We start from the raw sequence: 23,563 nt of genomic DNA, 5'->3' as shown, positions 1-23,563 counted from the left end.
TCTATTCAAGCTTAGTTCATCGAGTTTTATTTGGTTTGCAAAAATATCAAGGCTATATCGGCGATTTTATGTCTAATATCACCTTGAAAGCCTCATGGTTATAGGTCGAGTCGTGAAAAATGTCGCAATGTTAATACAACCAATAAGCAATGATGTGCTTATTAAAAACAACGCCTATAATCAAATTAATGCATAGGAAAATGCAAAAAGCCGAACAAGCTCTGAAAAGGTTCTAAGTCGATTGGCTTACGTTGCCAGAATCTATTTTACAAGAGGATCAGCAGGTCCCAAATGGAATAAGGCACGTTGACTACGAACCTTGAGCATGAGGCTAATTAAAAAGGGGGCTAGGGAATGAGTGACTCAACAACAATAGCACATGAAAAAGTGCAACCGACATCCAATCCGACTCCAGTGATTGAATGGTCTTACAAGATTGATACTCGCGAGTTCGAATGCGACCAGCAAGGAATGGCAAATGCTTTTGGGTTAAATACGCCTGTCACCTGTTTAGATGATTTGTTTGAGCATATGCTGATGGGGCAACAGGAAACACTAAGGCAACGAATTTTAGAAGTGGAGCTCCTAGGTGGGCAAGGTCGTTTTTCTTGTTGCATGATGCTTAATGAAGCTCGCCTAATACATGTCACAATTAGCTTTGAAAAGCTCAATGAGCGTATTGTTCAAGGCTCTATCATCCCGCAATTGACGATCACTGGCTGCGAAGAGTTAGCGAAAATTCTCGAAACGATTTTTGATTTACCGAATGTAGGGGTTTTAGTCGCGGACGAAGACACCCGAATCTTAGGTTGTAACCGTGCCTTTGAATTGCAAATGGGTTATCAAAACCGTGATTTGGTTGGACTTAAAACCTATATCTTTAGCACATCTCACCATAGTCAGGCGTTTTACGACCAACTCTGGCAACATATTGATGATGAAGGATACTGGAGCGGTAATTTATTGAGTAGAACTGCAAATGGTAGTAATCAGGCACATCATCTTTGTATCTATCGGCTAACGTTTCATTCTGGACGGATTCTTTATCTCGGCTTCTCTACTGACATTTCGGCTTCCTTGTTGTGGATGAAAAATCGCTGTGAACAACAACATGATTGGTCAGCTTTTTTGCCTTCTAGAGAAGAGTTCGAACTGCAATTAGCTAATTTGGCGAACGAAAGTGGGAGTAAAGAACTCAATATCGTCATGACTCTCAGACCAAATTTTTCTGAAAAATGCTTACTTGAACAGCAACTAGGCTTCGCCGATTTTATTATGCGAAGCCGCTACACCAGTATAGCGGGTCAACTTTCTAGGGATGTGTTTGTTGTCTGTTTACAAACTCCTCACTGTCAATGGCTAAGTCCTTTACGTTTGATTCAAATTGCGATGAAAGGGTTCTTCACTGAGCTTAGGAATGAAATGGGAACAAAAATGCATACCACTATCGTCGAGGGACAAACGGGTGTGTCAATCCTCGGCTATGATACAAACAGGCCAAAGCAAGCGTTAGCGCATGCAGCCCAGGCGATGTTGTCCTCACTTTCTGGAGAAGGTGGCTATTTTAATTTTTATAATAGTGAGCTTCATTCTGAGTTAGTCAAACGCCAGCATTTAGAGGCGTTTTTGGAAGCGCAAATCGACAGTGGGCTGGTGGATGTTCATTTTCAACCAATAATTGACAGCCGAACTGGTAAAGTCGTTAAGTTCGAGGCCTTAGCCCGCTTTTATCATGAAAGTGATGCCTATAGCACTCAAGAGATGATTACTGTTATTGAAGATTTAGAGTTGATTGCGGCTCTGGATGATGAGGTTTGTCAAGCCGCGCTCAAACACTTTCCGCGCTTGCAAGACATATATGGCGAGGAAATAGGGTTAACCATCAATCGCTCACTGAATACTAAATTGGATTCGCTCCAGGTTCTTCAGCGTTCGCATGACCTAATTAAAGCCAGTGGTGTCGATCCTAAACGAGTCACGATTGAGCTGACGGAAACAGCGTATTTTGAGCAAGACGAAGAGCATACGCAAGCGCTAGAGCAAGTGCGCAAAGAGGGCATTAAAATTGCGATTGATGACTTCGGTACAGGGTATTCTTCTTTTTCTTACCTAGAGAAAGGGCAGTTTGATTTACTGAAAATCGACCGAAAATTCGTTAAGAACATTCAGCATGGCAATACCAGTTATAATATTGTCAAAATGGTCACTGATCTTGCTCAGCAAATGAATGTAAAAGTGGTTGCCGAGGGCGTGGAGTCAGAACAGGAGCTTCAAACATTGGCTGAAATAGGTGTGGATTACATGCAAGGCTTTTTGTTCTCTCGTGCTCGGCCTGTCGATTTGATGGAGAAAGCGGAAAGTTACGAACATTTGTTTTCGGGTGTTGCTGTTAAACCAAAACAAGATGATGTATTGCAATCACTGAGCCATGAAGAGGTCAGGCACCTTGATCCCGGGGAGCCATTATCGTTGGCGGTGGAATATATGAATTTAAGTCCAAGTTCGCCGCTGGTTGTCATTAACGAAAAGCGCTGTGTTGGTTTAGTTACCAAAGAGCAAGTTAACTTACACCTAACGCCTTCCATGGGGACCGAATTAGAGACTGAGCGAGAAAATTGGATTTGGAAACGTCCGGTGAACCAGATAATGAGCACGGAGTTTGTGCTCGTCAATGCGCACTTATCTGTTGCTGCTATTCGAGAGCTAATCAAAACAGGCATTCGCTTCCCGTGGGTTTTATGTGATGAAAAAGAAGAATACAGAGGCGTGTTAACTCAAGAAGATGCGTTGAAGTATCTCGCTTCTTGTTGAATAAAAAGTCTCGCTGTTCTAGTACATTTGGGGATAGACTTTCGGTGGTTTGACGATAGGTGATTTGCTATTATCGCACCCCAAAATGACTTTTGAGCGTGCATTTAACATGATTCAACAATTGCTGGTTACTTTTCCTCCGATGCTATTTGGCGCGCAAGCGCTACTGACTTTGCTTCTCATCAAGGGCGATATTTGTCCGGGTCAGAGAGGCCGTCTTCATAAAATGTTGCCAGCAGTGGCGTTATTGTGGCTTGCGGTTGCTTCTCTTCGTATTGAAGCATTTATGATCGTGTTCGCTATTTTCTATTTCTACTCTCAGGTTCAAACCAAGAAAACGCGTGAAAAAGGCCCTCTTTGGGCGATGCATTTAGCGAATGGTTTGGCTTTTGCGTATGTAAGTATTCAAGCATTTGAACAGCCAAGTTGGCCTGCGTCTATTGCGATGGCAATAATGATATTTTTCCTTGGGGCGTCATTTTCTCAATTGCTTCTGACTATCGCTCGTAGCAGATTACAGGCATTTCACCGCATTTTGCCAGTTATGGGCATTGTGTCTGGAATGCTGCTGGTGATCGCAACGCTATTTGCTTCTTACCAGTTAAATGAAGCGACATTGAGTGCCGCAACACAACCAATTTTATTATCTTTAGCCATGCTAGTTTCTTCAATCATTGTTTGGTGCTGGCATATCTTCACACATAAAAAACCAGAAAAGGTTCAACTGAGCGTCGCCCTGTTGCTCGCGCTCGCGTCAATGACGAGCCTACAAGGTTTATTCTCTCTGGCGGCTTAATCTCGAGTCGAGAAACAGATCAATACTGCTTGTACTCAAGTCCTTTCTAGGTTGCTTGAGTATAAGGCACTCACGTTTTGGATCGCGCTCACTTTAAATTCACGTGATTACGTCTACGCTTGTTTATATACCTTGTCGAAGAGGAGAGTCGCGATGGATTTAAGCAATGTAGGTAATTTGGACAGCATTATTTTGCTAGGTATCGTCAATGAAAAGCTACGTTTAGAGTGCGACAGTTTTGACGAGTTAGTATCGGTGTATGAAATGGATGTAGAGTCCGTAGTAGGCAAGCTTGATATGCTTGGTTATCAGTACGATCCATTGACCAACCAATTTAAAGCATATCAACGCTAAACCTTCTTAATCCATATCCCTAAGCCATCTTGATTCCGTCAAGGTGGCTTTTACATTGTAGCCTTGCGGTTGCGAAAAAGGCTTGTAAGTAACGTTTATCTTTCTCTGAGTGACGCGTTGCAGCAAATAAGCGACGCCATAAGCCTTGGCCAAAAGGTTTACTGGTAATAAGGCCTTGGCGAGAAAATTCAGAAATCGCCCAATTTGGCAGTGCTGCAACCCCTAAACCTGCGGAAACCATTTGCACTAACATCAGAGTATTGTCGGCTTGCTTCCATTTGGCTGGTTCTACCCCCGCTGGCTGCAAGAAGTGTTTTACGACGTCTAGCCTTTGTTTTTGAACCGGATAAGAGAGCATGGTTTGATCTGCGAGATCTTGCGGATCAATAACTTCTTTTTCCGCCAATGGGTGGTTGGTCGCGGTAATTAAGCGCATTTCAAAGTCGAATAAAGGTTCATAATGCACTTCAGAACGAGGTTGAATATCTGACGTGATAACGAGATCCAACTCGCCAGCTAACAGTGCAGGAAGTGGTTCAAAGCCAAAACCTGATGAAAAATCCAGTGTTACGCTAGGCCAGGCAAGTTGATATTCCCTAAGAGCAGGCATGAGCCATTGGAAACATGAGTGACATTCAATCGCCATATGCAACCGACCATTGACGTCTTCTTTCAAGCTTGCCAAATCATTTTCTGCTCTTGCGAGTTTGGGAAGAATATCTTCTGCAAGACGCAATAGGATTTCTCCCTCTGAAGTGAACTTTACCGGACGAGTTTTTCTAAGGAATAATTGTCCCCCAATCCGTGCCTCTAAATCTTTGATCTGGTGAGACAAGGCCGATTGAGTGAGATGCAACGCGGTCGCGGTCGCGGTTAGAGAGCCGGTGTCTCGAAGCGAAGTGAGTGTCCGCAAATGTTTTAGCTCTATCATGAATTCCTTTCATCCTTTGTTGCTCGCTATGAACAGAATAGCAATCGTATAAATAACTTAACGACAAAAAATGGATATGTAAACGTCTAGACGTCTGTTTGTTGTGTTTATTTGCGAATCATGTCGCCTCATGATGAATTTTTTTAATAAACAAGTTGAATAAATGGACGTTGTTCAAACCGCAGATGAGAGTGATAGTTTAGCCATCCAGACATCTTTCATGACGAAAGATGCTCTGACTTAAACAAATTGAACAAGATTGAAAAAGGAATAGGGACATGGCTACAACAACGCACGTACTAGGTTATCCACGCATCGGTGAAAAACGAGAATTAAAATTCGCTCAGGAAAAATACTGGCGCGGAGAAATTGATCAAGCAGAGCTTAAAAAGGTTGGGGCAGATCTGCGCGCTAAAAACTGGCAAACACAAACAGATGCTGGCTTGAGTTTTACCATCGCTGGCGATTTCGCTTGGTACGATCATGTACTGACGACCACGTTGTTACTGGGTCACGTGCCAAAACGTCACGCAGACGGTTTCCCTGATTTGGATACGCTATTCAAAGTGGGTCGCGGTCAATCTCAAGCGGGTTGCGGCTGTGCGGGCGCTGCAGCATCGGATATGACTAAATGGTTCAACACAAACTACCACTACATCGTACCTGAATTTAGCAAGGACGATACATTTGAAGTGAGCTGGCCTCAACTGTTTGAAGAAGTCAACGAAGCAACCCAAGCTGGGCATAAAGTGAAGCCAGTTTTGCTTGGCCCAGTCAGTTATCTTTACTTAGGTAAAGAGGTAGAAGAAGGGTTCGATCGCCTGACGCTACTTCCTCGATTGCTTACGGCTTACCAAGCTATTTTGGCAAAGCTCGCGAGTCAAGGTGTTGAGTGGGTTCAGATTGATGAGCCAATTTTGTCACTAGAGCTTGAAAGCCAGTGGGCTGATGCGTTCAAGCTAGCGTACCAAGTGATTCGAAGCGATGTAAAAGTGCTGCTAACGACGTACTTTGACTCTATAAGCGATACGCTAGACAAAATTGTAAAGCTACCAGTGGATGGTTTACATATCGATTTATCTGCCGCGCCCCAGCAGCTTGACGACGTGGTTGCCAAACTACTGGAGGGGTGGGTGCTGTCTGCTGGCGTGGTCAACGGTCGTAACGTGTGGCGCTCGGATTTGAGTGCGCAACTTGAACGCCTACAGCCAGTAAAAGAAAAACTGGGCGACAACCTTTGGGTTGCGAGCTCATGCTCTTTGCTACATAGCCCGGTTGATCTGGAACTGGAAACAGAACTCAGTGAGGAAGTGAAAAGCTGGTTTGCGTTCGCAAAACAAAAAGTAACAGAAGTCGCCTTGCTTGGCCGCGCACTCGATGGTGATCAAGATGCGATTCTCGCTTGTGATACCTACAGCCAGCCAATCAAAGCACGTAAAACGGCAACGCATGTGAATAAGCCACAAGTTCAAGCTCGTTTAAACAGTATTACTGCGTCACTTGCCGAGCGCAGCGCACCTTACGCGGAGCGTGCTGCGCATCAAGCTGAAGTATTGGGCTTGCCTCTGTTGCCAACTACGACAATCGGTTCTTTCCCTCAAACGGGTGAAATTCGTGTTCAGCGCAGCGCTTATCGCACTGGCCAGTTATCTGAGTCCGACTATATCCAAGCACTAAAAGGACATATTGAGGATGCCGTAAAACGCCAAGAAGCCCTTGACCTAGATGTGCTTGTTCACGGTGAAGCTGAGCGTAACGACATGGTAGAATACTTCGCGGAGAACTTGGCGGGCTTCCAAACGACGAAATTTGGTTGGGTACAGAGTTATGGCTCTCGCTGTGTGAAACCAGCCATTATGGTTGCCGACATTGAGCGTGAAAAGCCGATTACGGTGGAATGGTCGACGTACGCACAATCGCTAACCAGCAAGCAGATGAAAGGTATGCTGACGGGCCCGGTAACGATTTTATGTTGGACATTCCCGCGTGAAGACATTACTCGTCAAGAAATCGCCCAGCAACTGGCACTGGCACTGCGTGATGAGGTTTCTGATCTGCAAGATGCAGGCATCAATATCATTCAAATCGATGAGCCTGCGATTCGTGAAGGTCTGCCGTTGAAAAAGCGCGATCACAAAGCGTATTTAGAATGGGCGGTGGATGCATTTAAGATCTCAGCAGCGAGTGCAAAACCAGAAACTCAGATTCACACTCACATGTGTTACAGCGAGTTCAATGAAATCATCGATTCTGTTGCAGCGCTCGATGCGGATGTGATTACCATTGAAACGTCACGCTCAAATATGGAACTGCTTAAAGCGTTTGAAGAGTTCAATTATCCGAACGAAATCGGTCCAGGTGTTTATGACATTCACTCACCAAATATTCCGACGGAAGAGTGGATTGAAGGCTTAATCAAGAAAGCGGCAGAAAAGATTCCGGTACAACGTTTGTGGGTGAACCCAGACTGTGGTCTGAAAACACGTAACTGGGCAGAGACAGAAGCGGCATTGGCGAACCTCGTGTCAGCGGCGAAGAAACTTCGTGCTGAGCTGGCGTAAGGCACCTTTTTAGCAAATAAAAACGGAGACCGTTGTCTCCGTTTTTCTATTCTTAGCCGTTCATTTTCGTCGTTATACTATCCCGCAATAGCGGATGAATTGCTCGTATCGAAAACAACGTACTCACTGTGACTATTTCATTTGAGTACAAGTTTGCGCGGAAACCAACTCATCTGCCATCAACTGACCGCGAGAGTTACGCACTTTAATACGGTACATTAAGCCCATATCAATTTGCTTACGAACTTCCGGGTTATTGCAATAGGTGTAGATACTGGTATTCAGTACTTGATTTAACGGCTTTGCACCGAGTGCGTCATCGTTATAAATCATCATCATTTCAACAACATTTTTGTTGGATGAGACACGCATTATCTGCAGTGGACCGTATTCCAAAGGGAGACCTGCGGACAAGACTCCCGCTCGGTTTGATGCCAATAGCTCAAGCTGGCGTTGATTATCATCGGTAGATGAACAGCCCGCTAACGCACCAAATGCCAAGAAAAGACACAGTAATTTTTTCATAAATTAAAACACTTTTTTGAACGGTTTCACGATTACATTATCGTAAACACCAGCCGCTACGTAAGGATCGGCCTCTGCCCACGCTTTAGCGTCTTCTAGAGAGGCGAACTCAGCGATGACAGTCGAGCCCGTAAATCCAGCTTCTCCTGGGTTGTCAGAGTCTATCGCAGGCATAGGGCCAGCAGTAAGAAGGCGACCTTCGTCTTGAAGCTTTTGTAAGCGCTCCAAGTGTTGCGGGCGAACGCTCATGCGTTTTTCCAGCGAGTTCTCGACGTCCTGAGAAAAGATGACATACCACATAGCATAGTTCCTTAATTGGTAGGGTAAAGTGTTAATTTAACGCCTTTTTTGTGTCTCTCACAAGTGAACAACAGAAAATGTGAGATCCTTTCTAACAGTTAGCGCTGTAGGTTGACTAATTCTGAACCGGGCGTGGTTTGCCTTCACTGTCAATGGCTACGTAGTTGAAAGTCGCATCACAAACCATGAAGCGCTCGCCGACACCGTGTGCTTTTACCGGCTTGACCCATACTTCCAGATCGACACTCATTGAGGTGCGACCAATCTTAGTGCATTCGCCATAGCAGCAAACGACATCGCCAACACCTACAGGCTTCTTGAAGGTAATGCTTGACACTGAAACGGTAACAACGCGACCAGAAGAGATCTCTTTGGCCAGAATCGCACCTGCTAGGTCGAGCTGAGACATAATCCAACCACCAAAAATATCGCCATTGGCATTAGTATCGGCAGGCATTGCAAGGGTACGAAGCAGCAGTTGACCTCTCGGAGAGCTAATTTCTTGACTCATTGTGACATCCTAAATCTTAAAGGCGCTCAAACTAAGCGCCAACATAGTAAATACCTAGAACCAAAGGTCCTTAAAAAACCGAAGACACCGGACCAGAGAAAGTTGGTTTACAGCAGCAAGAATGGTCTGAATCCGGTATGCCGTTTGATCGGTTTAGTGATACATGGAGCAAAACAGCGACCCGAAGGTCGCTGCAAAGTGCGCGGATTATAGCAAAACTGAGTTTTTAATCATCAGTCGATACATCGGATGAGTTATTTTTTTGTTCTTTTGGCATGTGTTTGTAAATGTAGAAGCCAGTCGCAATCATGTAGGCAAATGTCGCAATCAACATTCCGAATACTTTGAAGTTGACCCAAACATCCAGTGGTAGCTCGTAAGCGATATAAATGTTCAGACCAGCAAAGAATGAGAAGAAGCCGACCCAAGCCCAGTTGATCTTCGCCCAAATAGCATCAGGTAGTGAAATTTCTTTGCCCAACATGCCTTTAATGGCCGATTTCCCCATTGCGTGACTCGCTGCTAAACCGATAGCTAGAATCACATAAATGATGGTGACTTTCCATTTTATGAAATTGTCGTCGTGGAAGAAAAGGGTCATGCTGCCAAATATCGTCACGATAACGAACGTAATTAGCTGCATTTTCTCGACTTTTTTATACAGAGCATAGGTGACGACAAGCTGAATTGCCGTTGCAACGATCAGCGCTCCTGTTGCTGCGTAGATGTCGTACATCTTGTACAAAGCGAAGAAGACGATGAGTGGGATAAAATCTAGGATTTGCTTCATGGTGGCAAAATCTACCTAATTAGTGAATTGAAGACAGTCTAACGGAATCTGACAAGATGTGAATACCGTCAAGGTTAGAGGTAAGAGAAGTAATCCCCTGACTGAATGATACAACAAGCAACATTTCGCAAAGATGAAGTAGTAAATCGAAGGCATAAAAATTGCCGCGATAGAGCGGCAATTGAGTTGATAGAATTTAAGATTTAAGCAACACGTTGATATTGAGAAATAAGCGTTTTGACATCTTCTAAATAGCCTTCACGTAACAGATTATCAACGGTTGCTTCAAGCTCTTCGAGAGACATCGTAAAGCAAGTGGATTTGCCGGTCATTAGGCTCAGATACTGATGGTATTCTTCTTCTGTATAGTGGCCTAAGCGATCGAGTAGTAGCGCTTTGATTCCATGATGAATCAAGCCGTAGTATGTGTGTCGATGAAGTAACATGGCGATCTCCTTATCAAGCTCATCCGCTAACCATTTGCAGCTTGCTTGACCCTCTGGATAATTCGATTTACTTCAGTAATGCACATCTAGTGCCAGTTTTATCTTCGCAAATTAGAAAGTGTTGGAAGTAGCAAAACTCTCATGTTGCAACCAGCGCTTGATGACGGTTTGGAGCGCATTTAACGTGGTTGGCTTTTCAAGTCTGTCATCCATGAGTTTCGCAATGAGCTCCAGCTCTTTAGCTCCAGACTCTCCAGATAGTGCGATGATAGGAACGGAAGGCGCAATTTGCTTAATTCGTTGGCTTGCGTCAAATCCATTCATCACTGGCATCTGTACATCCATAAGCACCAAATCAATCTTGTGCGACTGAAATAGCTCCACCGCAGAAGCGCCATTATTTGCTTGTAAGCTGTTGACTCCCAGCCTTTTTAAGTACATTTGAACCAAAGTACGCTGCACCTCTTTGTCATCAACAATGAGCACTGTTGGTGCATCGTTACTTACTTGTACGTGTTGGTCTGTGCGAGGTTCAGAATGTGGTGCATTTACTTTCCAGCCATTGAAGTCCGGTGTCCTCAACGTCTCTGGTTTGGGTGCGTTTGGGACGACCGGGAAATACAAGTAGAACTCAGTAAATTCGCCTAATTCAGACTGGCACTCAATTCGTCCGCCAAAAGAGCGCATAACGCGTTGACAGTAGCCCAAGCCAAGGCCGCTGCCGCCACTTTTTTGATACGAGAAGAAGTCGTCAAATATCTTGTGTAAGATACTGCTATCTATGCCAGGGCCACTATCTCGGAAGACCAGAATGTTTTCGTAGGCCCCCGTTTGGCTACGAATCTCAATTTGACTATCGGGATAAGAATCAAAATAGTAGATAGCATTGCGAATCAAATTGAAAATGACAAAATTAAACAGAGTTTCGTTTAACTTCGCGACAAAATCGTGCTCTTGGGGCAGATTGATCCTTTCAATTATTTGATCGTTTTCAAAGCCATAACGGCTGACCGCTTGATCGACAGCTTTATGTATAGAAGTAATAGTTAAGGGTTCGTGCTCAGGTGAGCTGTCGCTGACTTCTCGTAAAATAATGTCGATAAGTTGGCGACCACGCTGAATCGCTGCTTCTCCTTTATCAATCTCACTCTTTAACGTCTCAAGTGAAGCGTTTGATTCGATATGCTGTTTTAAAGCTTCAAATCGTAATTGCACTTGAGCGAGAGGGTTACGCATTTCATGCGCAATAGAGTTAGCGAGCGCACGGCTTTGGCGTACTTTTCTATCGGCCTCGATGGTGCTCTGGATGCGAACTAATAAGGTTTGCAATGCTGAAATTTCTTCATTAGAAAACAATTTATTATCCATTTTGTGTGAAGAAATCAGTAAGTGCGTAACGGACTTTCCACGACCAAAAAGAGGCATTACGAGCGCCGTATTGCTGGATCGCATACGTTCGTAGAGCTTGCGCATTGAGCCTTTAGACGAGGAGGCATAATCAATTTCTTCAGACAGTTCATCAAGCACGAGAACAGACTTGCTTGACGGTAGATAATCTTCATAAAACGTTTCGGTGTAACTGCTGGTGACGAGCTGCAATTTATTATTTGGTATATTCAGTAACGCTGCTAACTGGCGCATTGCATCATCTATTGAGCGTTTAAATTCTTCTTCTAATCCAAGAATTTGTTGAACGGGTGTATGTCGTTTCCCATAAATAAAATAGGACGCGAAACGACTGACGCGTTTGTAAAGCAAGTGCCAAGTGATACCGATGAGTGCGCATAAAGGCACCGCTACAAGCCATTGGTTATCTTCCGAGATAGGAATAAATATTGCGCCCAGCGGGAGGACGAAAATGGCACAGACAAACAGCGCGCTAACGGTTAAGTATGTGAGGTATTTAGCGCTATAAAAGCGAGAAGTAAGCAGGGCATAGCCTACAAACAACATTTCACTAATTGAAAGTGCTGGTGGTAACCAGGTTAAGGAAAAGTCACCAAGGAAGTAAGTCATTCCAAGGTGTATCACTGCAGTTGATAACATGAAGACCAAAATGCCGGCTATCATATAGTTACTTTTTGCCAGCGTGAGTTTGCTGCTGTTCGCTCGCATGGTAATCAAGTTCAGCAGTGTTAATACAACAAATGTCAGCAAACTAATAAAGAAATATGAGGTATGGGGACCAAACTCGATCACGAACTGGCTTGGACCGCTAATGGTGACATTTTCGACAGTAAGGTTTGGTACTAAGTTGATGTAAAGCGAGTACGTTGCTAGTGCCACAAAGACGATTTTTTGCCAGGCTTTGACCGCAGTTTTTTTGATATCAGCCGCTAGCTGGCAAGAAAAATAGAACGCGAATGCAAAGGCAAAGAATGACGCCAAGTTCGCCAACTTAGCCATAAAAATACCGCCAGCGGAGCCCAACTCCGGCAATAAGTCGGTATGGAAGTATGCGTTGCTGCTGATCCAAACGATGATGCAACTAGAATAAGCAATGTACGGCGCATGATGCGAGCCTAAAATCGTTTCACTCTTCTGTTTTAGGCGATAGCAGTAATATAACAACCAAGCGAACACCACCAGTACAGTGGCGTATAGCGTCATTGCTTTTGGATAAAAAGGCCGTGAAGATGAATATCAAGCATGTTCATTCACCTTTTCATCAATTCTTTTTGTTCGTACGCGGTGTTTGTAGTCGCGAAACTGTATGTCTTGAAATGCTTCAACCATCATACCTAAATTCCAGAAACCGCGGTATGTCTTGGTACCGTCACCGTTAATGTCGCGGTATCCTGAGTGAAAGTAGGCCTCTAAATCAATAGATTGATAGAAATTTAACATAAATATTTGTTCAATAATGGTAAAGCTGAGCTTATAGCCTGCTTTATATAGCTCACTCATCAATGCTTTTTGTGCCAAATACAAAAAGTACAGTTTTTGTTGGATGTTGCCACCCACTGTCAGACGCAGCACTTCGCAAACCGCTTCAGTGTTTTTCAAGTGAGATTGGAACTGCGCATCAAATTCAATAAGAGTCCGTTGGCGAGTTAGATCGTTACCTCCAAAAAGGCCTAATTGATTAAGAGTAATGTAGCCATAATCAGGAAGGCAAAACTGCCATTGCTCACTACTAAATGGTGATGAATAGCTGAGCCAGGTATTTCTTTGGTGCCAGTTTTGCACCAAAGCGGAGGAGACCATGATTGGTGTAGATGACGGCTTGAACAATAGCACAAAGTGTTGACCTTTCTGCGAGAGTGATAATAGAGGCAATATCTCAAACCATTGTTCAGTTTGGACGAAGAGCTCAAGACTGCTCAGTGTGATTGCTTCGGAAATCGGCATTAATGCAGCGTGATTTGGCAGTGTTACCTTTAGGTCGCATTCGGCAATATCTTCGATCAATATGCTTGAATAGTCGCGGTCGTCAAACGAGAGCTGAGTTGGTCTTGTCGCTTCATTTAAAGGGTGCTTTTGCTTGATCGCAGCAATCTCACATTCACACCAGAAAACCATCCAATGCGGGTAACAATCTGCGGCAATTTGTTCAATTAAGAGCGCCTCTTCGGAGAAAGGCGTTGGATACTGCTGTACTAAATCTCGATAATCCATTAATTCAAACAGTACGGACAGACTCTTAGATGCGTATTTAGGAAAGAGGGACTTAAGAAGCTTTATTCTATACAAAGCAACTTGTTGAAAAAGAGAAGACCTTTCTTGCGGTGTAAGAGTAAGAAGAACCGTGTCAACCAGCGCCTGTTGTTTTGATTCGATCGGCAAATCTGTACTGGCGAGGGGCTCCAAAGACAGCTTAAGACTCATGATATAACCTAGTTCTGACGTTTTTTATATTTTGTAATGGTTTATATCATTTTGATAAATTTATGCTATTGGTTTCTATTTATATAGTTACGTAATGCAAGAAAAGACAAAAAAACCGCTCATAGTGAGCGGTTTTTAGTTCATTCGAGAAAGGACTAAGCTTCTTGCTTTTTAAGCTCAGCTTCTGCCGCTTCCTCTTCTATTAGCGCATCAACGATAACTGCACATGCTGCATCACCAGTGATGTTTAGTGCTGTACGAATCATATCGAAAATACGGTCAAGAGCGAATAGCAGTGGTAGACCTTCAATTGGAATGCCAGCGGCAAGAAGTACGGCAACCACTAGGAAAGAAGGACCAGGAACACCCGCTTGGCCAACCGCACCCAATGTAGACGTTACGATAATTGCAATGTAAGCGCCCATACCTAGGTCGATATTGAACAGTTGAGCAAAGAAGATAGCAACCAAGCCATAGTAAATCGCATTACCTGACATGTTGATCGTTGCGCCTAGAGGCAGAACAAATGACGCGGTTGAATTTTTTACGCCCAGTTCTTTTTCACAGGTGTCCATTGTGACAGGCAGTGTTGCCATAGAAGAGGCCGTTGAAAGCGCAACAGCTTGTGGCTTTTTCATTGAAGACAGGAACTTCTTCGCTGATGTCTTGGTGAAAATATGCACCATTGCTGGGTAAACAACGAAACCGAAGATTAGGATTGCGGCAACGTAAACAACGAACAGTTTGAATACCACCATTAGTGCGCCAAAACCGAATGTACCGACTGCTTCTGCCATTAGACCGAACACGCCGATAGGGGCAATGATCATCACTTTGTTGATCATCCAAACCATTGCGTCAACGATGCAGTTAACACCATTAATGATTGGCTCACGACGCTCTTTTGCTTGCTTAGAAATTGCAATACCAAAGAACATACAGAAAACGAGGATCTGTAGGATGTTTGCTTCATTTAGTGATTGGAAAACGTTGGTTGGGATCATACCAGTGATGGTTGCCCAGAAAGTAGGTAGTTCACCTTTTGAAGCGTATTCTGCTGAGAACATGCCTTCAACGCCAGAGACGTCGATCCCCATGCCTGGTTGGAATACTTCACCCATAAATAGTGCAAGCGCAACGGCTAGGGCGGATGTTAAACCGAAATAACCTAGAGTGACGATGCCAACTTTGCCTGCTGACTGGCTGTTCCCAAGACCAGCGGCGCCAGAAATCAAGGCTACAGCGACCAAAGGAATAACCAACATTTTGATTAAGTTGATAAAGATAGCACCTAAAGGAGCGAACACTGTCGCATCATGACCCATCATGGCACCAACGGCTGTGCCCACGATCATGGCGATTACGACTTGTACGCCAATGTTGTTTAGCAAATTCTTTTCTTTTAACACTTCCATAACCTCTGTGCTAATAAAATGTAAAATCCTAAAATTACCCACTAACCATAAATGGTTTTATGGATAATTATCTCGCCTTGCTTTTTACACTTATCGTTTACAATTGGCAATATGCAGCAAGGTATTATTGATGGATTAATCGATATTTTATTGACGAACGATAAAGTTTTGTTCAATAGCAAACGTTTGCTATTGATTTTTGTTATGCCTATTAGCTGTGTGATTGTTTTTGTTTATTTCTTTTTCTTGTTTATTTTTTGTTAACTGAGATGAGTTTTGTGTTTGCGAGCGTAGTCTGCGTCTTGCGTGACTTGGATTGATATTTATAACAATTAAGTTCTTTCAAGCTCACACTTTTACCAATTAGCTTTGTGAAATGTTAATTGTTTTACATTCTTAGTTTTGATTGCATTGTAAACATAATGTTAATCAGAAATGGGCGAGACAAATATTAAGTGCCAACATTTTAGTGTAGGGGAGTGCTCTCTCTGCTAATGCTCCCGAGCCGATAAAACGAAAATCAACAAGTAAGAGGTGAAGCGATTATGATGAATCTTGCTGCTGCATTACAAAGAAATGCTGCGAGTAAACCAGATAAGACGGCGTTGATATGTGGTGATGTCGAGATAACTTATGCGCAGTTTGATGCGATTACCGGAAAGATCGCGGCATCTTTAATCAACAAAGGGGTCGTTCCGGGCGATCGTATTGCGCTCTCATGCCCAAACATTCCTTTTTTCGCGTTTGTTTATTATGCGATACAAAAAGCTGGCGCGGTTGCTGTCCCATTAAATGTGCTTTTGAAAGCGCGAGAAATTAAGTATCACTTAGAAGATTCAAAAGCGAAGTTTTACTTCTGTTTTGAAGGGACAGCAGAACTGCCAATGGCAAAAGAGGGGGTTAAAGCGTTTGAGCAGGCTGATATATGTGAAAATATGGTCGTGATGACTCAATCTCAAAGTGAAAACGAATGGAATGGTGTGCCAACTCTCAATGCGTTTATAGCGGATGCAGAACCATTGTCAGATTATGTACCGCGTAATGCGGATGATACTTGTGTTATTTTGTATACATCAGGGACGACAGGCTTACCAAAAGGAGCTGAACTGACGAAGCAGAACATCATAATGAATGCTCTGGTGGCACAAAACATTATGGGCAGCCAGGCCGATGATATTCACTTAGTAACTTTGCCTTTATTTCATACCTTTGGTCAAACCGTCCACTTAAATGCCAGTGTTTTGGGCGGGGCAACCTTGGTGTTAGTGCCTAGGTTTGAGCCTAAACATGTTCTTGAGCTGATGGAAAAACACAAAGTGACGTTGTTTGCTGGAGTGCCAACGATGTATATCGGCTTGCTTCATGTCCAGCACCAATTTGATACATCCTCACTACGTGTTGCTATCAGCGGTGGAGCCCCGTTGCCAACCGAAATCTTTAGATCCTTTGAGGAACTATTTAATGTCCCAATTCTTGAAGGATACGGGTTATCAGAAACAAGTCCTATTGCATGTTTTAATCATTTAGATCAGGAACGTATACCAGGATCGGTAGGTCAAGCGATTCAAGGCGTTGAAGTAAAAGTTGTCGACATTGAAGGCAATGTGCTACCGATCGGTGAAGAAGGTGAGATTGTTGTGCGTGGGCATAATGTTATGAAGGGATACCTTGACCGCCCGGAAGTCACTGAATCCGCGCTACAAAATGGCTGGTTCCATACTGGTGATGTTGGCCGTTTTGACAGTTCAGGTAATCTATTTATCGTCGATAGAATGAAAGATCTGATCATTCGAGGTGGATTTAACGTTTACCCTAGAGAAATTGAAGAAGTGTTTATGACTCATCCTGCAATCTCAATGGTAGCGGTGATAGGGGTTCCAAATGAAGAGTATGGCGAAGAGATAAAGGCTTACGTTGTGCTTAAACCGGGAGAGTACATTGACGCGGAAACATTACAAAAGTGGGGCAAAGAGCAGTTAGCCTCTTTTAAATATCCTCGTTATGTTGAAATTCGTGAGCATCTCCCGATGAGTGCAACAGGAAAGATTTTAAAGCGTGAATTGAAATCTGAATTGAATGTGGCTTAGTCAATTCAATGAACTTCGGGTCACAGCGCCACTTGCCTAGAGCGAGTGGTGTTGTGCGCCTGGTTACTAAGGAACAGAAGATGGCAATCTCTCGCTAGCGTGTACATATGAACTATCTGTTTACTCTATTGTTCGAGTTGTTTTATGTGTGCTTCTAAGCGTTTTGGATTGGTAATGGTCACTGAACCATATTTCAGTTCTAGCATCCCAATACTCTCTAAGTTTTTTAGTACTTTATGAACACTTTGACGAGTTAGCCCCATCATGTTGGCGATATGCTCTCTAGTCACTCTCACGACACACGGCTGAGTATTGATAGCTTGGTTGTGTTGGTATTCAGCAAGCAACAGCAACCTTCTTGCAATCCGCTCTTCGATTCCTCTAATCGCATCATCTTCGATAACAGAAATGGCAGACCATAAGCGGCGGCTAAGTAAGTCGAGAATCGTAGGGTAACTTTGAGGATATTTGGCGAGTAATTTGCGAAATTTATCACCAGGTAGTTCCAGTAAGGTCACGCCCGAATGCGCGGTTGCGCCAAAAATACGGGGCATGCCGGGAGAAAAAACATTGTCTCCAAACCAGCCTCCTGCCTCGAAAATCATTAATGTGACTTCTTTGCCTTTTGAACTCATCGAATTAATTCGTACGGCACCCTGTGCAATGACCATAAGAGAAGATTGAGGTTCCCCTTTATTGCAAATCAGTGCTTTTTCGTCGAAACAGCGAACTTTAGCTATTTGTGCTGCTTCACTAAGTCCTTTCTCGGGCAGCCCTGATAATACAGGACATTTGGCTAATAATGCTTTGACTTCTTCCATGTGCAACCTTACTGCATCCTGCTCTAGCTATTATTTGTGCTGGTTAAGTGGCAAAGTTTATCACTCTTTGATTGCTCTGCTTTAGATTGGTTTGGAAAGTGCGGGCGTTGAATAAAAAATGATATGGTATAAACGCCATACAAGAAAACGCCCGCTAAACAGAATGTTAAGCGGGCGCTATAGCGTTACATCAAATGGAAATTATTTCTGAGTGGCAGCTTTCATCGCTGACACAAAATCACCAAGTTTATCGAGCATAATTTGTGGCTGCTCGACATTCGCTTCAATGATTTTCACCACAGCTGAGCCGGAGATGGCCCCTGCTGCGCCAGACTCTATTGCTTGTTTCACCTGTGCTGGTTCAGAAATACCGAAGCCAAGCAGCGCTGGTGGTGCATCGAACTGGTTTAATCTATCTAACATGTGACCAACTGGCATATTTGCTTTGGTTTCTGCACCTGTCACGCCAGCACGAGAAAGCAAGTAAGTGTAGCCACCACCCAGTTCTGATACTTGCTTCAGTGTTTCGTCACTGGCTGTAGGTGGTGCGATGAAGATTGGGTGAATACCAAACTTCTCTGCTGCTGCAACAAACTCTGCACTTTCATTGGTTGGTACGTCTGCAATCAAAACAGAATCGATGCCTGCTTTTGCACAACGCTCATAGAAGTTCTCGATACCACGAGAGTAAACAAGGTTCGCGTACATCAGAAGGCCAATAGGCAGATCTGGGTATTTAGCTCGGATCTTACCAATTTGTTCGAAGCAGATATCTGGTGTAGCGCCTGAATCTAGCGCACGAATGTTAGCGCCTTGGATGGTTGGGCCATCTGCAAGCGGATCTGAAAATGGAATACCAAGTTCAAGGGCGTCTGCGCCAGACTCAACGAGGGTTTCCATGATCTTGTAAGATTGTTCTGCGTCTGGATCGCAAACCGTTACGAACGGTACAAATGCGCCTTGGTTTTTTTCGTTTAGACGCGCAAACATCTTCTCATAACGGCTCATTAAATCACTCCTTTTTCTTCTAGGATGGCGTGTACGGTGAAGATGTCTTTGTCACCACGACCAGATAGGTTTACGACCAATAGTTGTTCTTTCTCAGGATTCTCACGAGCCATGCGCAATGCATGAGCTAGAGCGTGAGAAGACTCTAGAGCTGGGATGATCCCTTCGCTGCGAGCCAGTTCTTGGAATGCCTCGAGCGCTTCGTCGTCAGTTACGTTGTCGTATTCTGCACGGCCAATTGCGTTTAGGTGTGCGTGCTGTGGACCTACTGAAGGGAAATCAAGGCCAGCGGATACCGAGTAAGACTCTTCTACTTGGCCGTTTGGATCTTGCATCAATGGCGCTTTCATACCAAAGAAGATACCCGTTTTACCATGTTTAAGCGGTGCGCCGTGTTGGTCGGTATCGATACCTTTACCTGCTGGCTCAACACCAATTAGGCGAACGCTTTCTTCTTCGATGAAGTCAGCAAACATACCAATCGCGTTTGAACCACCGCCCACACACGCGATAACGGCGTCAGGAAGACGACCTTCACGTGCCAAAATCTGATTCTTCGTTTCTTCACCAATCATGCGTTGGAAGTCACGCACGATGGTTGGGAATGGGTGAGGGCCTGCCGCTGTACCTAGTAGGTAGTGCGCATCTTCATAAGTTGCAGACCAGTCGCGCAGCGCTTCGTTACATGCGTCTTTAAGCGTTGCTGAACCCGAGTGGACAGGAATGACTTCTGCACCCATTAGTTTCATACGGAATACGTTCGGGCTTTGACGCTCAACGTCTTTTGTCCCCATGTAAACGCGACACTTAAGACCAAGCAGTGCACACGCTAGTGCGGTTGCAACACCGTGTTGACCTGCGCCAGTTTCAGCGATGATTTCGTTTTTGCCCATGCGTTTCGCAAGTAGCGCTTGACCCAACACTTGGTTAGTCTTGTGGGCACCACCGTGAAGCAGGTCTTCACGTTTTAGGTACAGTTTGGTTTTCGTACCTTTAGTTAGGTTACGAGTTAGAGTCAAAGCCGTTGGACGGCCCGCATACTCTTGAAGAAGTGTCATGAATTCGCTGCGGAATTCTGGATCTTCTTGCGCGTCGATAAACGCTTGCTCTAGTTGCTCCAGTGCTGGAACTAGAATTTGCGGAACGTACTGACCGCCGTATTCGCCAAAGTAGGCATTCAGTTTTGCCATCGTTATATTCCTTCTCGTATTTTTCGCTACGAATAGCTTTAAATTTTTTAGCTGATATCCAGCTTTAGTAGTTGCGAATGGCGGTGAATGCCGCAAGCAACTTCTGTGAATCTTTTTTGCCTGGTGCACTTTCTACACCAGAGTTTAAATCTAACCCCAAGCAACCTAGTGTCGCCGCTTGTTGAGCATTTTCTGGCGACAGTCCGCCTGCTAGCATAATTTGACTTGGGTCACCGATCAGTGACCAGTCGAACACTTGACCAGTTCCGCCAGTTTGGGTGCCAACTTGAGCATCTAATAGATGGCGGTCAATGTGGTCTGCAAGTAGTTCTGGCTTCGCATCAGTCACGCCGTAAGCTTTCCAAATTTCTACCGCTGCTGGCAGTTCGGCTTTGAGTTGGTTTACGTAAGCTTGGTCTTCTTGACCGTGCAGTTGCACCGCTTTTAAACCCAAAGAGGTCACGACAGAAGCAACAAAATCGATATCGTGATTTTGGAAAACGCCTACGTAGTTAAGTGGAGCACCGCTCATGGTTAAGCGAGCACTTTCAAGGTCAACTGCACGCTTCGACTTCTCGACAAAAATCAGGCCACCAAATACCGCACCAGCTTGATATGCTTTTGCTGCGTCATCTGGATGCGTTAAGCCACAGACTTTGTTTTCACCCAACGTGACTTTGCGTACTGCAAGCTCTAGGTTGTCTTCCGCCATCAGCGAACTACCAATCAAGAAGCCGTCTGCGTATTCCGCTAAATCACGAACTTGTTGATGTGTATAAATGCCAGATTCTGAGATTACTGTTGCGTTAGGAGCCAGTTCACGAATTGTTGGTGCCAGTTCTTTAGTACGATTCAAATCAGTACTTAGGTCGCGAAGGTTACGGTTATTGATGCCGATAACGCGTGCGCCTAGCTTAACGGCACGATGAAGCTCTTCTTCGTTGCTTACTTCGGTCAGAATACCCATGTTTAAACTGTGTGCCGCTTCTTCTAGCGCTTTGTACTCTTCGTCATTCAGGACTGAAAGCATCAGTAGCACGGCATCAGCGCTGTAATGACGCGCTAGGTAAACTTGGTAGGTATCTACCATGAAGTCTTTGCACAGAACCGGTTGTTTGACTTGACCACGCACTTGAGGAAGAAAGTCAAAGTTACCTTGGAAGTACTTTTCGTCTGTTAGGACTGAAATGGCATCGGCATGGTTGTTGTAAACCGTTGCAATGTAATCCAAGTCGAAGTGATCACGAATCAAACCTTTAGAAGGAGATGCCTTCTTACATTCGGTGATGAATGCCGTCTTTTCGCCACTCAGAGCCTCGTAGAAGCTGCGGTCCGATGGCTGCAAATCAGACCGAAATGTGCTTAGCGGTTGAGACACCTTACGGTCTGCTACCCACTGATATTTGTCGCGGACAATTTTCGCCAGTACTTCTGCCATTTCTGCTTCTTTCTTAGAAACGTGTTCAGACAGGTTGTCAGCTTGCTGAGTGTTGAAGTCAGTCATCTTCTTCAATTCCTTAAGCGTGTGCGGCAAGTCGTTGTACCAATTGGTACGCCTTGCCTGAATTCATTGCCTCAATCGCTTGTTGCGTGTTGGCTTTTAAATCTTCGTGGCCGAATAGACGCATTAGCAGAGCTACGTTCACTGCCACTGCGCCCAATTGTGCGTCTGTACCTTTACCTGTCAGAATATTGGTAATGATCGCTTTGTTTTCTTCAGGATCGCCACCTTTGATCGCTTCTAGTGGGTGTGCTTCTAGACCGAAGTCTGCAGGCGTTAGTTTGTATTCTGTGATCTTACCGTCTTTGATTTCGGCAACGGTTGTTTCACCGTGAATCGCTACTTCATCCAAGCCACTGCCGTGTACTACAGCGGCGCGCTTCATACCCATTTGTAGCATGGTTTCTGCGATAGGACGAACCAGTTCTTCACTGTAAACGCCCATCAATTCGATATTAGGACGAGCAGGGTTAATCAGTGGGCCAAGAATGTTAAAGATGGTGCGTGTTTTCATGGTTTGACGCACTGGCATCGCATGGCGCACACCACCGTGGTATTGAGGTGCAAATAGGAAAGCAACACCGAGGTCGTCTACCGCTTTGCGCGTATCTTCTGCGCTCATGGCTAGGTTGATACCAAATGAATCAAGAAGGTCAGAAGAACCAGATTTGCTTGAAACGCTGCGGTTACCATGTTTCGCTACTTTTAGACCACATGCTGCTGCAACAAACGCCGCAGTGGTTGAAATGTTGATGGTGTTGTGACCGTCACCACCAGTACCTACGATATCTGCGAAATCGTAATCTGGGCGAGGGAATGGGTTTGCGTTTGCCAGCAGTGCTTTCGCCGCGCCCGCAATTTCATCTGGCGTTTCGCCTTTGATTTTTAGTGCAGTCAGCGCTGATGCCATCAAAATCGGATCGAGTTCACCACGGATGATGATGTCGAACAGTTGTTGGCTCTCTTCCTGAGTCAGTGACTCTTGCTCGTACAACTTGGTAATAATAGGGTTGATGATTGCTTCCATATTTCCTCTCCTAAATTTCTTATGTGCCAAGCGCTTTTTTAAGCAGTGAGGGAATTCACTGAAGTTTGTGCTTCGAGTGCCCATTCAATGGCATTGGCCAACAGTGTCGCTCCGTAGGTCGTCATAATAGATTCCGGGTGGAACTGGAACCCGCAAACTTTATCTTCTTCATGTACAACAGACATGACCAAATCATCCACTTCTGCTGTGATGGTTAGGCTCTCAGGAACCTTGGTTGCAACTAACGAGTGGTAACGTGCAATTGCAAGTGGTGATGGTAGGTTTTGGTAAATCGCATGGTTTTGGTGCTCCACCATAGACACCTTACCGTGAATGATTTCGCCTGCACCAGCAACGGTACCGCCGTAAGCTTCAACAATTGCTTGGTGACCAAGACAAATACCAATCATAGGAACTTTGCCTTTCAGCAATTGAATTAGCTCTGGCATTGAGCCTGCTTCAGACGGCGCACCAGGACCTGGCGATAGCAGTACCACAGGGTTCTCAAGCTCATTCACTGCTTGTTCAATGGTTTTTGCTGGAATGTTGTTTCGGTAAATCTTGACTGAGTGACCTAGCGAGCGGAATTGATCCACAAGGTTGTAGGTGAACGAGTCAAAGTTGTCGATAAAAATGATATTAGCCATCTCTGAACCCTATT

Annotated in this window: 20 protein-coding genes; 5 read left to right on the top strand and 15 right to left on the bottom strand. The window is 44.5% G+C overall.

Annotation, left to right across the window (positions count from 1 at the left end):
• Window positions 1–354 precede the first annotated feature (354 nt).
• The 3 genes from P4S59_RS09465 to P4S59_RS09455 all read left to right on the top strand — a co-directional run bounded on the left by P4S59_RS09465 (window position 355) and on the right by P4S59_RS09455 (window position 3,961).
• Window positions 355–2,811, top strand: a complete 2,457-nt coding sequence (locus P4S59_RS09465) for an EAL domain-containing protein (protein WP_114323247.1) — start codon at window positions 355–357, stop codon at window positions 2,809–2,811.
• A gap of 85 nt (window positions 2,812–2,896) precedes the next feature.
• On the top strand, window positions 2,897–3,607 hold the full coding sequence (locus tag P4S59_RS09460) for a hypothetical protein (RefSeq protein WP_182033148.1): 711 nt from the start codon (window positions 2,897–2,899) through the stop codon (window positions 3,605–3,607).
• Window positions 3,608–3,760: 153 nt separating this feature from the next.
• A complete protein-coding gene (locus tag P4S59_RS09455) occupies window positions 3,761–3,961 on the top strand; it encodes a DUF4250 domain-containing protein (RefSeq protein ID WP_005392843.1) in 201 nt (66 codons plus the stop codon).
• A gap of 19 nt (window positions 3,962–3,980) precedes the next feature.
• On the opposite strand, the gene metR is transcribed toward P4S59_RS09455, so the two are convergent.
• The gene (gene metR, locus P4S59_RS09450; RefSeq protein ID WP_005392844.1) at window positions 3,981–4,892 is read right to left on the bottom strand and encodes an HTH-type transcriptional regulator MetR; all 912 of its coding nucleotides are present in this window, start codon (window positions 4,890–4,892) and stop codon (window positions 3,981–3,983) included.
• Between the two features lie 278 nt (window positions 4,893–5,170).
• Between metR and metE the strand changes: the two genes are divergently transcribed.
• Window positions 5,171–7,453 (top strand): 5-methyltetrahydropteroyltriglutamate--homocysteine S-methyltransferase, encoded by a 2,283-nt coding sequence (gene metE / locus P4S59_RS09445; protein WP_337168294.1) that lies wholly within the window; start codon window positions 5,171–5,173, stop codon window positions 7,451–7,453.
• A 132-nt stretch (window positions 7,454–7,585) separates the two neighbouring features.
• Here the strand turns inward: metE and gspS2 are convergent, their stop codons facing one another.
• The 8 genes from gspS2 to P4S59_RS09405 form a co-directional block, all read right to left on the bottom strand.
• Entirely contained in the window at window positions 7,586–7,978 is a 393-nt protein-coding gene (gspS2, locus tag P4S59_RS09440; protein WP_048625727.1) for a GspS/AspS pilotin family protein, read from the bottom strand.
• A 3-nt stretch (window positions 7,979–7,981) separates the two neighbouring features.
• Window positions 7,982–8,278, bottom strand: a complete 297-nt coding sequence (locus tag P4S59_RS09435; protein ID WP_005392847.1) for a YciI family protein — start codon at window positions 8,276–8,278, stop codon at window positions 7,982–7,984.
• 115 nt (window positions 8,279–8,393) lie between these two features.
• Window positions 8,394–8,789, bottom strand: coding sequence for an acyl-CoA thioester hydrolase YciA (gene yciA, locus P4S59_RS09430; protein ID WP_005392848.1), 396 nt, complete (start codon window positions 8,787–8,789; stop codon window positions 8,394–8,396).
• Between the two features lie 226 nt (window positions 8,790–9,015).
• Window positions 9,016–9,579 (bottom strand): septation protein A, encoded by a 564-nt coding sequence (locus tag P4S59_RS09425; RefSeq protein ID WP_005392849.1) that lies wholly within the window; start codon window positions 9,577–9,579, stop codon window positions 9,016–9,018.
• A gap of 203 nt (window positions 9,580–9,782) precedes the next feature.
• Window positions 9,783–10,025, bottom strand: a complete 243-nt coding sequence (locus P4S59_RS09420) for a hypothetical protein (RefSeq protein WP_005392851.1) — start codon at window positions 10,023–10,025, stop codon at window positions 9,783–9,785.
• Between the two features lie 111 nt (window positions 10,026–10,136).
• Entirely contained in the window at window positions 10,137–12,635 is a 2,499-nt protein-coding gene (luxN, locus tag P4S59_RS09415; protein WP_337168293.1) for a quorum-sensing autoinducer 1 sensor kinase/phosphatase LuxN, read from the bottom strand.
• Window positions 12,636–12,668: 33 nt separating this feature from the next.
• Complete coding sequence (locus P4S59_RS09410; RefSeq protein WP_337168292.1) at window positions 12,669–13,853, bottom strand: acyl-homoserine-lactone synthase; 1,185 nt, start codon at window positions 13,851–13,853, stop codon at window positions 12,669–12,671.
• A gap of 155 nt (window positions 13,854–14,008) precedes the next feature.
• A complete protein-coding gene (locus P4S59_RS09405; RefSeq protein WP_237308049.1) occupies window positions 14,009–15,268 on the bottom strand; it encodes a dicarboxylate/amino acid:cation symporter in 1,260 nt (419 codons plus the stop codon).
• A gap of 545 nt (window positions 15,269–15,813) precedes the next feature.
• Here P4S59_RS09405 and P4S59_RS09400 point away from each other — a divergent pair.
• Window positions 15,814–17,355, top strand: a complete 1,542-nt coding sequence (locus P4S59_RS09400) for a long-chain-fatty-acid--CoA ligase (protein ID WP_337168291.1) — start codon at window positions 15,814–15,816, stop codon at window positions 17,353–17,355.
• A gap of 125 nt (window positions 17,356–17,480) precedes the next feature.
• Here P4S59_RS09400 and P4S59_RS09395 read toward each other — a convergent pair whose 3' ends face one another.
• From P4S59_RS09395 to P4S59_RS09370, 6 genes are all read right to left on the bottom strand, one after another.
• A complete protein-coding gene (locus tag P4S59_RS09395; RefSeq protein ID WP_337168290.1) occupies window positions 17,481–18,176 on the bottom strand; it encodes a Crp/Fnr family transcriptional regulator in 696 nt (231 codons plus the stop codon).
• A gap of 201 nt (window positions 18,177–18,377) precedes the next feature.
• Complete coding sequence (trpA, locus tag P4S59_RS09390) at window positions 18,378–19,184, bottom strand: tryptophan synthase subunit alpha (protein ID WP_337168289.1); 807 nt, start codon at window positions 19,182–19,184, stop codon at window positions 18,378–18,380.
• Window positions 19,184–20,374 (bottom strand): tryptophan synthase subunit beta, encoded by a 1,191-nt coding sequence (gene trpB / locus P4S59_RS09385; protein WP_337168288.1) that lies wholly within the window; start codon window positions 20,372–20,374, stop codon window positions 19,184–19,186. The genes trpA and trpB overlap by 1 nt, the downstream gene beginning before the upstream one ends.
• 64 nt (window positions 20,375–20,438) lie before the next feature.
• The gene (gene trpCF / locus P4S59_RS09380; protein WP_337168287.1) at window positions 20,439–21,878 is read right to left on the bottom strand and encodes a bifunctional indole-3-glycerol-phosphate synthase TrpC/phosphoribosylanthranilate isomerase TrpF; all 1,440 of its coding nucleotides are present in this window, start codon (window positions 21,876–21,878) and stop codon (window positions 20,439–20,441) included.
• 13 nt (window positions 21,879–21,891) lie between these two features.
• Window positions 21,892–22,902: an anthranilate phosphoribosyltransferase gene (trpD, locus tag P4S59_RS09375; protein ID WP_337168286.1), complete on the bottom strand. Its 1,011-nt coding sequence runs from the start codon at window positions 22,900–22,902 to the stop codon at window positions 21,892–21,894.
• A 38-nt stretch (window positions 22,903–22,940) separates the two neighbouring features.
• Window positions 22,941–23,549, bottom strand: coding sequence for an aminodeoxychorismate/anthranilate synthase component II (locus P4S59_RS09370; RefSeq protein ID WP_337168285.1), 609 nt, complete (start codon window positions 23,547–23,549; stop codon window positions 22,941–22,943).
• Window positions 23,550–23,563 lie beyond the last annotated feature (14 nt).

The organism is Vibrio sp. M60_M70, from assembly GCF_037162085.1.
GTDB classification, from domain to species: domain Bacteria; phylum Pseudomonadota; class Gammaproteobacteria; order Enterobacterales; family Vibrionaceae; genus Vibrio; species Vibrio diabolicus.
This window is presented reverse-complemented; position numbering and strand designations above follow the sequence as displayed.

What these genes read in the sequence shown, in the direction of transcription:
- P4S59_RS09465 (WP_114323247.1), top strand. Translation starts at nt 355, where the DNA reads ATGAGTGACTCAACAACAATAGCACATGAAAAAGTGCAACCGACATCC.
- P4S59_RS09460 (WP_182033148.1), top strand. Translation starts at nt 2,897, where the DNA reads ATGACTTTTGAGCGTGCATTTAACATGATTCAACAATTGCTGGTTACT.
- P4S59_RS09455 (WP_005392843.1), top strand. Translation starts at nt 3,761, where the DNA reads ATGGATTTAAGCAATGTAGGTAATTTGGACAGCATTATTTTGCTAGGT.
- metR (WP_005392844.1), bottom strand. Translation starts at nt 4,892, where the DNA reads ATGATAGAGCTAAAACATTTGCGGACACTCACTTCGCTTCGAGACACC.
- metE (WP_337168294.1), top strand. Translation starts at nt 5,171, where the DNA reads ATGGCTACAACAACGCACGTACTAGGTTATCCACGCATCGGTGAAAAA.
- gspS2 (WP_048625727.1), bottom strand. Translation starts at nt 7,978, where the DNA reads ATGAAAAAATTACTGTGTCTTTTCTTGGCATTTGGTGCGTTAGCGGGC.
- P4S59_RS09435 (WP_005392847.1), bottom strand. Translation starts at nt 8,278, where the DNA reads ATGTGGTATGTCATCTTTTCTCAGGACGTCGAGAACTCGCTGGAAAAA.
- yciA (WP_005392848.1), bottom strand. Translation starts at nt 8,789, where the DNA reads ATGAGTCAAGAAATTAGCTCTCCGAGAGGTCAACTGCTGCTTCGTACC.
- P4S59_RS09425 (WP_005392849.1), bottom strand. Translation starts at nt 9,579, where the DNA reads ATGAAGCAAATCCTAGATTTTATCCCACTCATCGTCTTCTTCGCTTTG.
- P4S59_RS09420 (WP_005392851.1), bottom strand. Translation starts at nt 10,025, where the DNA reads ATGTTACTTCATCGACACACATACTACGGCTTGATTCATCATGGAATC.
- luxN (WP_337168293.1), bottom strand. Translation starts at nt 12,635, where the DNA reads ATGACGCTATACGCCACTGTACTGGTGGTGTTCGCTTGGTTGTTATAT.
- P4S59_RS09410 (WP_337168292.1), bottom strand. Translation starts at nt 13,853, where the DNA reads ATGAGTCTTAAGCTGTCTTTGGAGCCCCTCGCCAGTACAGATTTGCCG.
- P4S59_RS09405 (WP_237308049.1), bottom strand. Translation starts at nt 15,268, where the DNA reads ATGGAAGTGTTAAAAGAAAAGAATTTGCTAAACAACATTGGCGTACAA.
- P4S59_RS09400 (WP_337168291.1), top strand. Translation starts at nt 15,814, where the DNA reads ATGATGAATCTTGCTGCTGCATTACAAAGAAATGCTGCGAGTAAACCA.
- P4S59_RS09395 (WP_337168290.1), bottom strand. Translation starts at nt 18,176, where the DNA reads ATGGAAGAAGTCAAAGCATTATTAGCCAAATGTCCTGTATTATCAGGG.
- trpA (WP_337168289.1), bottom strand. Translation starts at nt 19,184, where the DNA reads ATGAGCCGTTATGAGAAGATGTTTGCGCGTCTAAACGAAAAAAACCAA.
- trpB (WP_337168288.1), bottom strand. Translation starts at nt 20,374, where the DNA reads ATGGCAAAACTGAATGCCTACTTTGGCGAATACGGCGGTCAGTACGTT.
- trpCF (WP_337168287.1), bottom strand. Translation starts at nt 21,878, where the DNA reads ATGACTGACTTCAACACTCAGCAAGCTGACAACCTGTCTGAACACGTT.
- trpD (WP_337168286.1), bottom strand. Translation starts at nt 22,902, where the DNA reads ATGGAAGCAATCATCAACCCTATTATTACCAAGTTGTACGAGCAAGAG.
- P4S59_RS09370 (WP_337168285.1), bottom strand. Translation starts at nt 23,549, where the DNA reads ATGGCTAATATCATTTTTATCGACAACTTTGACTCGTTCACCTACAAC.